Raw genomic sequence first — 13,503 nt, 5'->3', positions numbered from 1 at the left:
CAGAAGCGACGAAGCCGCAAGACGAAAGATCGCCGACACCGACCGCACGATGCGGCGGGCGCGTCACCTTGCTGAAAGCAACCGCCTGCTTTAAGGCTCGTTTACATTCATATCGGTTGTCGGGATTCCCACGGACGCAATCATTTGATTCAAGGCTGAAAAATGGAGGTTGGCGGTTTCGAAAAGGGATTATCCCTTGTGGCCTGTGGGCCGCCAAGCGCAATCAATGTGCGTCGTCAGGCTGCGCCGGCGAAGCGATCGATCCTGAAATCGTCGAGTGGCGTTTCGCAGCGGCCGGTCGTGATCAGTTCGGCGATGGCCTCGCCGACGCCCGGGCCGAGCTGAAAACCGTGCCCGCAAAAACCGAAGGCATGGAACAAGCCCGGCGTCGTTGCCGACTGCCCCATGATCGGCAGCATGTCGCTCGTATAGCCCTCGCATCCGGACCATGTGCGGATGACCGCGACCTTTGCGATCGCCGGAAGCAGCCGCGCGACGGCGCGCAACTGTAACGGCAGGCGCCTGGGGTCGGCTCTTGCGTGGCCGGGGTCGAGATCCACCGGCACCCTTTCGGCCGCGCCGCCGAAGACGATGTTGCCCCGCTCGACCTGGCGCAGATAGGCGCCATGCTCCTTGTCGCGTGTCCATATGCCGACCACCGGCAGGATCCGGTGCGGCAACGGCTCTGTCACGCCCATCTGCGGGCCGCGCGCTTCCAGTGGAACTTCTTCTTCGAATTGCGCAGCGACGCGGGCGCCCCAAGCGCCGGCGGTGTTGAGCAGGTACTCGGCGGCGAACGCGCCTTTTGAGCTAGCGATACGGAATCCGGCGTCGGTGTGGCTGATCTTATCGACCTTGGCATCCTCGACGATCTCGACCCCCAGCTTGTGGGCAGCCTCGGCAAAGGCCGGTGCGATGAGCCGGGGATTGCCGCTGCCGTCATGCGGCGAGAATGACGCAGAGATCGCCTCGGGACCGAGGCCGCGAAACCGGGAGCGGATTTCGCGCGGGCCAAGTTCCTCCAGCTCCAGTCCCCAGGGTCGCGCCGCCTGAGCATAGGCCCGCATGTCGGCAAGACTTCCCTCATCGAAAATCAGTCGGATGTGGCCGGTGGCGCGAAATTCGACGTCGCGGCCAAGCATCTTTTCGGCCTCGCCCCAGAGCTTGAGCGAGCGATGGGCAAGCGGCAACTGGGATAAATGGCGGCCCGTGCGCCTGATGTTACCGAACGAAGCGACGGTCGCCCCGGAGCCGATCCGGCGGCGCTCGATCAGCGTCACGCGCGCGCCGCGCCTGGCGAGAAAATAGGCCGAAGCCGTCCCCATCAGTCCGCCGCCCAGCACGATCACATCCATAGTCATTCCTTAGCGAAGAGCAGCAGATCCTTGGATGCATCCATCTTGTCGGCGCCGCGGCATTGCGTCAAAGATGGGTTTGGACGGAAGTCATAAGCTCGACCTATGGAGTTGGGATTTGCGGGCCCGGCAGCTCGAAGTGTTCATCGCCGTCATGCGCGCAAGCACCGTGACCGCCGCGGCGCGGATGCTGAACATCTCGCAGCCCGCGCTCAGCCAGATACTGCTTCATACCGAGGACGAGCTTGGCTTCACCCTGTTCGAACGGGTCAAAGGCCGGCTGCGGCCGACGCCTGAGGCGCTCGAGATCTTCGCCGATGCCGAGCGGCTGTCGGCGGGACTGGAAGGTTTGCGCCGCAAGACTACCGACCTGCGTCTCGGGCGGACCGGGCTGGTGCGGGTCGCGGCTTCGCCACCGCCGGCCATGGCGATATTGCCGCGCGCCTTCACCGCATTCCGGACGCAGCATCCGGACATTTTGCTGCGTTCCAACAGCGCGCCGATCGCCGCGATCGTCGACATGCTGCGCGCCGGCGATGCCAGCCTCGGCGTAGCCATGGACGACCGGCTGCCTCCCGATATCGAGGCGGAGGTGATCGGCAGCGTCGGCTTCGCCTGCCTGCTGCCTGCCGGGCATTCACTGCAGAAGAAAACGGAGCTGACGCTCGCCGACCTGGCCGGGGAGGAGCTGATATCCTATCGCGGCAATACCCGCCCCGCTGACGAACTGGCCCACGCTGCCCGCGCGCAAGGCGTGGCGCTTTCACCATCGCTAGAGATCGACGTCTCTATTTCCGCGATCGGTTTCGTCCAGGCCGGCCTGGGTATCGGCCTGGTCGACGCGCTGCTGCCCTGGCACCAGTTCGCCGGCCTTGCTGTCAGGCCATTGGCGGCCGGACCGGAATTTCCGATCGCGCTGCTCACGTCGCGTGCCCGGGCCCTGTCGCGCGCCGACGAGATGATGCGCGACGAAATCCGTACGGCCTGTTCCGCCGTTCTCGGTGAGCATCGCGCCAAGGCATAAGCAGGACTTATATCCTTCCCCCTCATCCATCTTGGACGTTGATCGTCCGCTCGTGCGAGTTTTGGTCGGCAGACAGGAAGGGACGCATCATGGACGGTGCCATCGCGGCGGACGAGGCGCAGAACGAAGCCGACTGGAAGGTCGGCGTCGATATCGGCGGAACATTCATTGACTTCTGCGCGCTGGAGACCCGTTCCGGCCGGGTCGCCTCGCTGAAGGTGCTGACGACGCCGGACGATCCGGGCGCCGAGCTGATGGCGGGCCTCGCCCTCCTGGCGGAACGTGAAGGCTTCGATCCCACCCATATGACGCGCTTCGTGCACGGCACGACCGTCGGCATCAATACCATCATCCAGCGCAAGGGCGCCGCGCTCGCGTTGTTCACCAATGCCGGCTTCGAGGACGTGGTCGAGCTCGCGCGGCTGCGAATGCCGGACATGTATTCGCTGTTCTGCGCGCGGCCGGACCCGCTGATCTCGCGCGACATGGTGTTCGGCATTCCGGCCCGCATGCGTGCCGATGGCAGTGAAACTCAGGCACCCGACATCGCCGTCGTCGAACGGGCGGTTGCGGCTGCGAAAGCAGGCGGAGCGCAAGGGATTATCGTGTCCTTCCTCCATGCCTGGCGCAACGCCGCGCAGGAAGCCTCGGTCAAGGCCGCGATCGCCCGTCTGGCACCGGACCTCTTCGTCTTCACCTCTGCCGAAGTGTGGCCGGTCATCCGCGAGTATGAACGCAGCTCGACTGCCATTCTCAATGGCTATGTCCATCCGCGCGTCTCGGGCTATCTGACAGCGCTGGAAGAGCGGCTGAGGAGCTGCGGTGTGCCGGCGCGCCCGATGCTGACGAAATCGAATGGCGGGCTGATGAACGCCGCCGAAGGCAAGCGCGCATGCGTGAACATGCTTTTGTCGGGAACGGCTTCCGGCGTCATCGGCGCCTCGTGGCTGGCGCGTCAAGCCGGCGAAGACAAGATCCTTACCCTCGACATCGGTGGGACGTCGGCCGACTTCGCGCTGATCATAGACGGCGAGGCGCAGTTCGGCACCGGCGAACTGATCGGCGAATTCCCGCTCCACATTCCATCCGTGTCGGTGAGCTCGATCGGCGTGGGCGGCGGCTCGATCGCCAGTATAGATGCGCAAGGCGTGCTGCGAGTCGGGCCGGAATCGGCTGGCTCGGCACCGGGACCGGCATGCTACGGCCGCGGCGGCGAACGGGCGACGGTGACTGACGCCATGGTGGTGTGCGGGTGGCTCGGCCACAGCGAGATGGCCTATGGCCAGCTCCGGATCGACACTGGATTGGCGCATCGCGCGGTCGGCGAGCTTGCCGCCCGGCTCGGCCGCACGATCGAGCAGACCGCGCAGGCAATCCTCGATATCGCGGTGTCGGAAATGTTCGTCGAGGTCGAGAAACTCGCCTCGCGCGCTGGTGTCGACCTGCGCGATTTCACGCTGATGCCATTCGGCGGCGGCGGCCCGATGCTCGGCTCTTTCCTTGCCCGCGAACTCGGCATGAAACGAGTGATGGCGCCGCGCCGCCCCGGCGTGGTCTCGGCACTCGGCGGGTTGGTGGCGGATCTGCGCGGCGATTTTATCCGCACGATCTTCAGCCCGCTGTCCTCAGCGTCGCTTCCCACCATCCGCGACGCCTTCGAAGCGCTTGCGGCTGAGGGGCGTCATTGGCTCGCAGCGCAGGGGCATGGCGCGGCCGCGGAACTCAATCTCTTCTGCGACATGCGCTATGTCGGGCAGAGCTATGAGATCGAAGTCGTCCTTTCGCCGCAATGGCTGGCGGATGGCGATGTGGCCGCCATCGTGCAGGCTTTTCACCTCACCCATCAGCAGCTCTACGATTTTCACGATCCGGACGGCGATATCGAGCTTGTGAACATCCGGCTGTCCGCCATAGGCGCAGGGCCGAAACTTTCCTTCCCGCAAACCGATGAGGTCGACGCCCCCGCCGATCCGACGCGCCGGCTCCCGGTTTATACGGGCCTCGGCGTCGAGACCGTCGACCTTCACGACCGGCAGACCCTCATGCCTGGCAGCACGTTCCGTGGGCCCGCCGTGGTCGTTCAGGAAGACACCACGTTTGCGATCCCCGCGGGAGCGCAGGCACGGGTCGACCGCCATCTCAACCTTCTGCTGACCTTCCCGGAGTGATGCCATGTTCGACCGGACAAACCTTCAGGTTTTGGCGAACCATGCCCGCGCGGCGGCCGAGAATATGGCCCACACGCTGCACCGCACCGCGCACTCCGCCTTCGTCAAGGAGACGCAGGATTTCACGGTGATGCTGATGGACAGTGGGGGCGCGACTTTCGCCGTGCCGATGGAACTCGGCGCCACCTGGTATCCGGGGCTTTCGTATCATCGGGCTATCGCGATGGTCGACGATTACCGGCCGGGCGATGTTGCGTTCACCAACGATCCCTATTCCGGCCACGTCGCCACGCATGCGCCCGACACGCATCTGTGGAAGCCCGTCTTCGTCGGCGGTGAGATCGTCGCCTGGACCGGCGGGCACATCCACAACACCGACATGGGCGGGGCGGTGCCGGCTTCGCTGAGCCGGGGGCTGACCGAAATCCATCAGGAAGGCATCCGCTTCCCGCCGATGAAGCTGGTGAGGGAGGGCGTCTTCGACGAGACCATCCTGCGCATCATGAGCACCAATGTGCGCAAGCCCGACCTCAACATCGGCGACATCAAGGCACTGGTCGGCGCGCTCAACACCGGCGAGCGCAAGATCCAGGCGATGGTGCGGAAGTTCGGCAAGGCCGGCTTCGTCGAAGGCGTTTCCGCGCTTCTCGACCATGCGGAGGCGCAGGCGCGCGACGTGCTGCGCGCCATGCCCGACGGCACATGGGAATTCGCCGACTATGCCGACGAGGATTCGGTCGAGGCCAATCCTTGCCGGCTGAAGCTGACGCTGACGATCAGGGGCGACGAGGCGGTGCTCGACTTCACCGGCTCCGATCCGCAGCTCGGCTCCTCGCTCAACGTGCCCTCGGGCGGCGACCCGCGCCACACGATGCTTCTGGTCGGCGTCTACTATGTGCTCTACACGTTGAACCCGAAGATCCTGCTCAACACGGGCCTCACCCGGCCGTTTACCTGCATCACGCCCCTCGGTTCGGTGCTCAATCCGGTCCACCCGGCCGCCGTGGGCATGCGTTCGCTCACATGCGCCCGGCTGCGCTCGGTGATCTTCGGCGCTTTCTCGCAGGCCGTGCCGGAGCGGATGCCCGCTGCGCCGGCCGGCAACAACTGCATCGTCAACGTCATGACGACGGACGAGCGCACGAGCCGCACCGTCATCGCGGCGGTGAACCCGGTGGTGGGTGGCGGCGGGGCGATGCCGCATCGCGATGGGACAAATGGATCGGGGGCGGATGCCGCTTATCTCAAGAACACGCCGATCGAGATCACCGAGACCGAGACGCCGGTCGAATTCGTCAGATATGGCCTCGCCAAGGACAGCGGCGGCGCCGGGCGGTGGCGGGGCGGGCTGGCGACAGAGATGGCCTTCCGCGTCTTCGCGCCCGACTCCCGGATCACGGCACGCAATCGCGACCGCAGCTTCTTCCGACCCTGGGGCGTGCTGGGCGGCAAGGCGGCCGGTCTCTCGGACATGGTCGTCAATCCAGGGACAGAGCACGAGCGGCGGCTGGGCAACATCGACACGGCGGTTCTGCAGCCAGGTGACGTGCTGGAAATCCGCTCGGCGGGGGGCGGCGGGCGCGGCGATCCGCATCAGCGCGAGCCCTGGCGGGTGGCGCTGGACGTTCGGCGCGGCTACATCTCGCAGGCTGCGGCCGAGCGTGACTATGGCGTCGTCTTTCGCGGCACCGCGGTCGACGAGCAAGCGACGGAGCAGCTGCGCGCGCAAAGGGCGCCCGCCATCGGCCATTTCCATTTCGGCCCCGAGCGCGACGGCTACGAAGCGCAGTGGACGCCCGCCGCCTATGACCGGCTCCATGCTCTGCTTGAAGCCTTGCCGATCCACTGGCGATTCTTCGCCAAGACCGAGATCTTCCGCCGCATGAAGGGATGCGCCGGGCCGAAGGGCGTTCAGGCGGCCTTTGATGCGGTCTGCGAGCGTTTTCCCGAACTGCCGCGTCCTCGCGCAATGCGGGAGGCTGCGGAATGATCACGGGCGGCCGCATCGTCCGGCTGGCGGAGCGGGACCGGGCAGAGGTGCATTTCCTTCTCGACGGTGAGAAGCGCGGCGCGCTCGCGGGCGACACCGTGCTGACCGCCATGCTGGCGTCAGGACACGCCTTGCGGAACTCCGAGTTCGGATCGGAGCCGCGCGCCGGCTTTTGCCTGATGGGCGCCTGCCAGGATTGCTGGGTTTGGCAGGAGGAGGGACCGCGCCTGCGCGCGTGCACGACCCTGATCTCCGAGGGCATGCGGCTGCGCACTCAGCCACCGGAGAACTGGCCGTGAGCGCAGTTGCCGCGCCGAAAATCGTGATCGTGGGTGCCGGCCCTGCCGGTATCAGGGCTGCGGCGACGTTAGTCGATGCTGGCTTCCACCCGATTGTGATTGACGAGGGGCAGCGCGCAGGCGGCCAGATCTATCGCCGCCCGGCTACCGGGTTCACCCGTACGCCGGAAGAGCTCTATGGATCGGAGGCGGCCAAGGCCCGCGCGCTGCATTCGCTCTTCGACCGACTGGCCGAAGAGCGGCGGCTCACCCATTGCGCCGGCACCTCGGTCATCGCCACGCATGAGGGGCGGCTGCATGTGCTGGGGGAGGGCGGCGTGCAGATGATCGTCTGTGACCGCCTGATCCTTGCCACCGGCGCGTCCGACCGCGTCGCCCCCGTTCCAGGCTGGCAGAACGCCGGCGTCTACAGCCTGGGTGCTGCGCAGATCGCGCTCAAGGCGCAGGGCGTGGCGCTCGGGCGACGGATCGTCCTTATGGGATCCGGGCCTTTGCTGACCCTGGTTGGTGCCCAACTCGTCAAGGCTGGCGCGGATGTGGTGGCGGTGCTCGACACCTCCCCCTGGCGCCAGCAACTGCGAGGCCTGTGGGATCTTGCCGCTCGGCCAGCCGTCGCGTTGCGCGGTTTGGTTATGCGGGCGCGGCTTGGTGGTCGCTACCATGCGGGCGTGACGCTCGAACGGATCGAGGCCGACGGGTCGGGCGTGGTGGCGTTTCGCTGGCGCGACGCCGGCGGAAAGGAGCGCGTCACCTCATGCGACATGATCGGCATGGGCTGGCATCTGCGGGCGGAGACGCATCTAGCCGACATCGCCGGATGCGCCTTCACCTATGACGAGCAGTGGCAGCAATGGCTGCCGAAGATCGACGAGATGGGGCGGGCCGGCAACGGCCTGTACCTTGCAGGCGATGGGGCTCGCCTGCTTGGGGCGGACGGCGCGGAAATCGCCGGCAGGCTCGCGGCGGCAGCCTGCCTTGCCGATCTGGGACATCCGATGCCTTCCGTCGGCGCCGACCTGCTCAAGCTTAAGCGGCTCAAGCGCTTTGCGCGCGGTCTGGCCATCGCCTTTCCGTGGCCGGGGGCGATGGCCCGGGCACTCCCCGACGATGCGATCGTCTGCCGCTGCGAGAACGTGACAGCAGGAAGCATTCGCGCGAGCGTGGAGCATGGCGGCGGCGAGGCCAACCGAGTGAAATCGCTGTCGCGCGTCGGCATGGGCCGCTGCCAGGGACGCTATTGCCTGCCGGCCGCCGTCGAAGTCATCACGGCGCAGGCCGGATGCGCGCCAAAGGATGTCGGCCGGTTTCGCGGACAGGCGCCTGTGCGGCCCGCGCCTGTCGGCGCTTTTCTCCAGGAGGGCTGATGCGAGCGCGAAAGTCGTGGCGAGCCTTAGAAATCGGCGACCTTACCCCAGGACGAAGCATCGAAGCGCCGCGGATCGTAGGATTTCGGGTCGACAATCGGCTCCGAGCCGGTGACGAGATCGGCCACCAGGTGTCCGGCGCCGGATCCTATGCCGAAGCCGTGTCCCGAAAATCCTGCGGCCAGGAAGAAGCCCTGAACGGTATGGATCTCGCCGATCGCGGGCACGCCGTCCGGCGTGCTGTCGATATAGCCGGCCCAGGCCGCGCTGATCCTTGTCTGGCGCAGCGCCGGCAACAGCTCGAGCGCGCGGGCGTGGGTCAGGCGGATGGTCGCCTGGTCCGGGACCGGATCGAGAATGCGCATGCGCTCCATCGGCGTCGGTTGGTCGAGTCGCCAAAGCTTGAGCGTTTCGTGCCCAGAACGCAAACCCTGCAGGCCGCCCGGCGCAAGGCTGCGCCACCGCTTCAGGAACATCGGCACGAAGTGCGACGAGAAGCGCAGCTGCTGCGGCGTGACATCGACGCGTCCCCGACCGCTTATGGCGAGGGTATAGCCGCCGTCGCCGCGGTGCGTGACCGAGATGCGCGCTGTGTGCAGCGCGTCCGGCAGGCCCTCCGCGCCGGGCGAGACGGACAGGATCGAGGAGCGGATCGATGCCTGCGGAAAGCGGAAGCCGAGCTGACGGCAAAAGGAGGAGGCCCAGGCGCCGCCGGCCAGGACCGCCACCTTCGTGCGGATCGTCCCGCTTTCCGTGACGATCCCGCTCAATCGCCCGCCTTCGGTCTCGATGCCGCGCGCTGCGCAATTCTGGTGCACCGTGCTTCCGAGCTTCAGGATGGCGCGGGCGACCGCTGGCGCGGCTCGCGATGGATCAGCGGTGCCGTCGCTCGGCGAGAAGACGCCGCCCTTCCATGGTCGGCCTGTTGCGCGGCCCCGCTCACTGGCCTCGGCGCCGTCGAGCATAAGCGTCGTTACGCCGGCCGTTCTGGCGAAGTCGCGCCAGCGCGCCCACCTGGTCAGTTCCGCCTCGTCATTGCTGAGGTACAGCAGGCCGCAGCGGCGAAAGCCGGTGTCCTCCCCGCTGTCCGCCACGAAACGCTCCCACAGATCGAGGCTGCGTGTCGCCATTGGCAGCTCGCGGGCGTCGCGGTTCTGCTGGCGGCACCAGCCCCAGTTGCGGCAGGACTGCTCGGCGCCGATGCGTCCCTTTTCGACGAGCACGACCTTCATGCCGCGCCGCGCCAGGTAATAGGCCGCAAAGACGCCGACGATGCCGCCGCCGATGACCACCGCGTCCGCGGATTGCGGCAGTTCGCTCGAAGTCTGAATTTGCTGCAGCGGTGCGCGCATGATCCTCTCCGCCTGGGGGCTTCAATCTACCGCGCTGCGCAGGCAGGCGCTGCTGCAGTTGAGAGCGAGGCAGAATTTTATTCCGCAGTCCGGTTGAATTCGGAAGCCGATGCGCTTCAAAGCGGTGTCCGATCCGATGGACAGGCCGTTGGGCTGTGCTAGTGTCGCTGGGTATTGGCAGCACGGCATTTTGTGCTGTGGCATGCGTTCCGTGGAGACGGCCATGAAGCTGGATCGGATCGACATCAAGATCCTGCACGAACTGCAGAAGAACGGGCGCATCACCAATGTCGAACTGGCCGAGCTGGTGCATCTGTCGCCGAGCCCATGCCTGATGCGGGTGAAAAAGCTCCAGTCGGAAGGCTACATCGAGGGCTATTCCGCACAGGTCAATATCGGCAAGCTCGGCCAGACGCTGACGGTGTTCACCGAGATCACATTGAAGAACCATCGCCAGGTCGACTTCGCCCGCTTTCTCGCCGTGGTGGAGAAGATCGACCAGGTCATAGAATGCCACCTTGTCTCGGGCGGCTACGATTACCTGATGAAATTCATGACCGCCGGTATCAGCGAGTATCAGACGATCATGGAACGGCTGACCGACATGGATATCGGCATCGACAAGTATTTCAGCTTCGTGGTCCTGAAGTCGCCGATCGTCAAGGCACACATGCCGCTGCCCAGCCTGTTCCCGATGTAGTCGGCTATGGCCGCGCCCTGACTGCAGTTGTCGCAGGTCCCTTACAGTGTGTCCGGCCCCAACAGAGGATGCAGCCTCTCCAGTTCGGCCTGCATCTCGGCAATCATCCAGGCAGCGATGTCGGACACGATCGGTCGCAGCGGTCGTGAGGGTGGCGCAACCAGCTGATGGGTCCGGCCCGTGTTGATCTGCCTGTCGGATGCCCGAACGAGCGTCCCCTGAAGCAACGCCGTTGAAACATTGCTGAGCCAGCCGAGCGCCACGCCTTGGCCGTTCATGGCCCCCTGAAGGACGACCGCATAGTCCGAGAACTCCAGCCACTTTGCCCGGCTTGTCTTGCGGTCCGCCACGCTGCCCCAGGCATCCTGCCACTGCTGCTCAGCATCGGTCAGATGAAGCAGGACATGACCTTCCCCGTTTCCTGCATGCACTAACTGGCCGTGGGTCGACAGATAGGACGGGCTGCACACCGGCACGATGATTTCCGGACAGAATGGCCAGTGGTGATAATGCGTATCGTCGTCGGCCAGGAATCGCGTGGCAAGGTCGACGTTCTCGGCCGGGCCTCGCAGAGGACGCCCGCGATCAGTTCGAACCTCAGGTCGACGTTGGGGAACCTCGTGTCGAACGCCCCCAACCTCGGAACGAACCAATGGGTTGCGAGAGAGCTCGAAAGAGAAAGGGTGACGACCGGCCTCGCGTCGCTGTTCTTCCTGATCGTGCCGATCACGCCCTCGATTCCTTCAAATGCCTCGCTTACGGCCGCATAGAGGGCGCGCGCCTCCGCGGTCGGGGCCAAACCCGCTGGACCTCGTGCGAAAAGACCGACGCCAAGATGGGCCTCCAGCTGGGCGATGCTGCGGCTGATCGACGGCTGCGTGACGTTGAACTCGCGCGCGGCCGCCGTGAAGCTGCCCGTCCGGACGGCAGCTTCGAAGACAAGCAGTCCGCGCGCGGACGGAACGAGTTTTGCAAAACCGGCCATGCGTGCAGCGTATAGCTGCCCAAAGTATTTTCAAGCTTACCGCCGCGCTGCAAATGGCGAACTATAACCCTCGCGAATGGGCGGGACCAGACATGAGCGTAGCGGCAACTCGAGCAGGCACAGCATCCAGCGATCCCCTGCTTCAGCCCTTTCGGCTGAAGGGCCTGATGCTGCGCAACCGCATCGTCAGCACCAGCCATGCCTCGATGCTCGACGAAGGCGGCCTGCCGCTCGAACGCTATCAGCGTTACCATGAGGAGAAAGCGCGGGGCGGCCTTGCGATGACGATGGTGGGCGGCTCGGCGATGACCTCGCCCGATTCGAGCTGGGGCGGCGGTCAGCTGGATCTTTCGAGCGATCGCATCGTACCCCATCTTCAGTCGCTGTCGCACCGCATTCATCGCCACGGCGCGGCCGTGATGTGCCAGGTCTCGCATCTGGGCCGGCGCGCCAGTGCCTATGCCGGAAACTGGCTGCCGCCGGTGGCGCCGTCGCGCGTTCGCGAGATGCGAAACCGCAATTTTCCGAAAGAGATGGATGGCGCCGACATCGACAGGATCGTCAAGGATTACGCGAGTGCCGCCAGGCGCTGCCTCGAGGGCGGTCTGGATGGCGTCGAAACCGTCACCGGGGGCCATCTGATCGGCCAATTCCTGTCCCGCCGAACCAACAGGCGTACCGATGCCTTTGGCGGCTCCCTGGAGAACCGGGCGCGCTTCGGCCTGATGGTCCACGAGGCGATCCGTCATGCGGTGGGTAACGACTTCGCCGTCGGCATCCGTTTCGTTATCGACGAGGCGGCGGACGACGGATCAAATTTCGAGGAGTGTCTGGCCTTCGCCAAGCTGTTCGAGCGGGAAGGCCATATCGATTTCTTCAACTGCATCGTCGGCCGCATGGACACCGATCTAGCGTTGGCCGAACAGAACATGCCTGGCATGTTCACCAGGAGCGCGCCGTTTCTGCCCTTGGTCGGACAGTTCAAACGGGAGACCAGACTGCCCGTCATCCATGCAGCCGGCATCAGGGATGTCGCCACGGCCAGGCATGCGATCCGCGAGAACCTGATCGATCTGGTTGGCATGACGCGGGCGCACATCGCGGACCCAAATATCGTCAACAAGGTGATGCGGGGAGAGGAAGAGCGCATTCGCCCGTGCGTCGGCGCATCCTACTGCCTGTACAAGAAGGTGCAGTGTATCCATAACCCGGCCAGCGGCCACGAAACGATCGTCGGGCATGTCATTGACCGGGCCGAAACATTGAAGCGGGTGGTCGTCGTCGGCGGCGGTCCTGGCGGGATGGAGGCGGCAAGGATTGCAGCCGAGCGCGGGCACAAGGTGACCCTGCTCGAGGCCGGAGCGCGGCTTGGCGGGCAGGTGCTCGTTGCCGCCTCTGCCCATCACCGCAAGGACCTCATCGGCATCGTTGACTGGCGTGTCGACGAGCTGGCTCGCCTTGGGGTCGCAGTCCGTCTCAACATCTATGCGGATGCCGAGCTCGTCCTTGCCGAAAAGCCGGACGCCGTCATCGTTGCCACCGGAGGCATTCCTGACATGCAATGGCTGGATGGCGCTGAACACTGCGACAGCGTCTGGGACGTTCTGACCGGAGTCGTGCCAGCCAAAGAGGATGTGCTGATCTACGACGAGACCGGACGTCAGGCCGCCATCTCCTGTGCCCTCCACTTGGCACGTCTGGGGCGCGTGGTCAGCTTGGCCATGGCGGATGACACCCTGGCGATCGAGACGCCTTATCCGGACAGAGTGAGTTTTCGCAAACTTGCCTCGGAGCTCGGCGTCCGCGTTGCCGGCGATCTGCGCCTGGTCAAGGTCGCGCGCCAAGGCGACGGGATCGCCGCCATGTTCCGGCACGAACTCACCGGCGCAGAAACGGAAATGACCGCGGCGCAACTCATCATTGAGCGCGGCACGGTGCCCATCGAAGACACCTTCCAGGAATTGCGCGGCCGCGCCGCCAACAACGGCGTCACCGATCTTGCCCTCATGATGGGAGCAAGCACAGAGCAAGCTGATGGCGCGCAGGCCGCTGGATCGTTCGTCCTGCACCGCATTGGCGACGCCGTTGCCAGCCGGGATGTCTACTCGTCGATCTATGAGGCCTACCGGCTCTGCTCGCGATTGTAGCGTCGCGAGAGGCGCTCATGAAGCGCGTGACCGAGATGGATGCCGGCACCGGCAAACGTTTCAACTTCGTGGTGCTGAAGCGCTTGCGTCGTCAAGAAGCACATGCCTTCCCCGCCCTG

At 65.4% G+C, this 13,503-nt stretch carries 11 protein-coding genes and 1 pseudogene; 8 read left to right on the top strand and 4 right to left on the bottom strand.

Annotation, left to right across the window (positions count from 1 at the left end; genetic code table 11):
- Positions 1 to 236: 236 nt before the first annotated feature.
- Positions 237 to 1,355 carry an FAD-binding oxidoreductase gene (locus FJ425_RS01415; RefSeq protein ID WP_140721200.1) on the bottom strand — a complete coding sequence of 373 codons (1,119 nt, stop codon included), beginning with the start codon at positions 1,353 to 1,355 and terminating at the stop codon, positions 237 to 239.
- Between the two features lie 118 nt (positions 1,356 to 1,473).
- On the opposite strand from FJ425_RS01415, the gene FJ425_RS01410 reads away from it, so the two are divergent.
- From FJ425_RS01410 to FJ425_RS01390, 5 genes are all read left to right on the top strand, one after another.
- Positions 1,474 to 2,379: a LysR family transcriptional regulator gene (locus FJ425_RS01410; RefSeq protein ID WP_140721197.1), complete on the top strand. Its 906-nt coding sequence runs from the start codon at positions 1,474 to 1,476 to the stop codon at positions 2,377 to 2,379.
- Between the two features lie 89 nt (positions 2,380 to 2,468).
- Positions 2,469 to 4,547 carry a hydantoinase/oxoprolinase family protein gene (locus FJ425_RS01405; protein WP_140721194.1) on the top strand — a complete coding sequence of 693 codons (2,079 nt, stop codon included), beginning with the start codon at positions 2,469 to 2,471 and terminating at the stop codon, positions 4,545 to 4,547.
- Between the two features lie 4 nt (positions 4,548 to 4,551).
- Positions 4,552 to 6,537, top strand: coding sequence for a hydantoinase B/oxoprolinase family protein (locus FJ425_RS01400; RefSeq protein WP_140721191.1), 1,986 nt, complete (start codon positions 4,552 to 4,554; stop codon positions 6,535 to 6,537).
- Positions 6,534 to 6,836, top strand: coding sequence for a (2Fe-2S)-binding protein (locus FJ425_RS01395; protein WP_140721188.1), 303 nt, complete (start codon positions 6,534 to 6,536; stop codon positions 6,834 to 6,836). The genes FJ425_RS01400 and FJ425_RS01395 overlap by 4 nt, the downstream gene beginning before the upstream one ends.
- Positions 6,833 to 8,200, top strand: coding sequence for an FAD/NAD(P)-binding oxidoreductase (locus tag FJ425_RS01390; RefSeq protein WP_140721185.1), 1,368 nt, complete (start codon positions 6,833 to 6,835; stop codon positions 8,198 to 8,200). Before FJ425_RS01395 ends, FJ425_RS01390 begins: the two co-directional genes overlap by 4 nt.
- A gap of 26 nt (positions 8,201 to 8,226) precedes the next feature.
- On the opposite strand, the gene FJ425_RS01385 is transcribed toward FJ425_RS01390, so the two are convergent.
- Positions 8,227 to 9,552, bottom strand: coding sequence for an FAD-binding oxidoreductase (locus tag FJ425_RS01385; RefSeq protein ID WP_140721182.1), 1,326 nt, complete (start codon positions 9,550 to 9,552; stop codon positions 8,227 to 8,229).
- Between the two features lie 223 nt (positions 9,553 to 9,775).
- Here FJ425_RS01385 and FJ425_RS01380 point away from each other — a divergent pair, with 223 nt between their 5' ends.
- On the top strand, positions 9,776 to 10,252 hold the full coding sequence (locus FJ425_RS01380) for an Lrp/AsnC family transcriptional regulator (RefSeq protein ID WP_140541160.1): 477 nt from the start codon (positions 9,776 to 9,778) through the stop codon (positions 10,250 to 10,252).
- Positions 10,253 to 10,293: 41 nt separating this feature from the next.
- On the opposite strand, the gene FJ425_RS31890 is transcribed toward FJ425_RS01380, so the two are convergent.
- Positions 10,294 to 10,824 carry a LysR substrate-binding domain-containing protein gene (locus tag FJ425_RS31890; RefSeq protein ID WP_348643147.1) on the bottom strand — a complete coding sequence of 177 codons (531 nt, stop codon included), beginning with the start codon at positions 10,822 to 10,824 and terminating at the stop codon, positions 10,294 to 10,296.
- Between FJ425_RS31890 and FJ425_RS31885 the strand changes: the two genes are divergently transcribed.
- On the top strand, positions 10,762 to 11,022 hold the full coding sequence (locus tag FJ425_RS31885; protein ID WP_246677862.1) for a hypothetical protein: 261 nt from the start codon (positions 10,762 to 10,764) through the stop codon (positions 11,020 to 11,022). The two genes, FJ425_RS31890 and FJ425_RS31885, sit on opposite strands and share 63 nt — an antisense overlap.
- Positions 11,023 to 11,087: 65 nt before the next feature.
- Here the strand turns inward: FJ425_RS31885 and FJ425_RS31880 are convergent.
- Positions 11,088 to 11,237 (bottom strand): annotated as a pseudogene (locus FJ425_RS31880) (LysR family transcriptional regulator); the annotation flags it as partial.
- Between the two features lie 92 nt (positions 11,238 to 11,329).
- Here FJ425_RS31880 and FJ425_RS01370 point away from each other — a divergent pair.
- Positions 11,330 to 13,384: an NADH:flavin oxidoreductase gene (locus FJ425_RS01370; RefSeq protein ID WP_140721179.1), complete on the top strand. Its 2,055-nt coding sequence runs from the start codon at positions 11,330 to 11,332 to the stop codon at positions 13,382 to 13,384.
- The last annotated feature ends 119 nt before the right edge of the window (positions 13,385 to 13,503 follow it).

It is taken from the genome of Mesorhizobium sp. B2-7-2 (genome assembly GCF_006440775.1).
Taxonomy (GTDB): domain Bacteria; phylum Pseudomonadota; class Alphaproteobacteria; order Rhizobiales; family Rhizobiaceae; genus Mesorhizobium.
The sequence above is the reverse complement of the archived record's forward strand: the minus strand, read 5'-3'. Positions and strand labels throughout refer to the sequence as shown.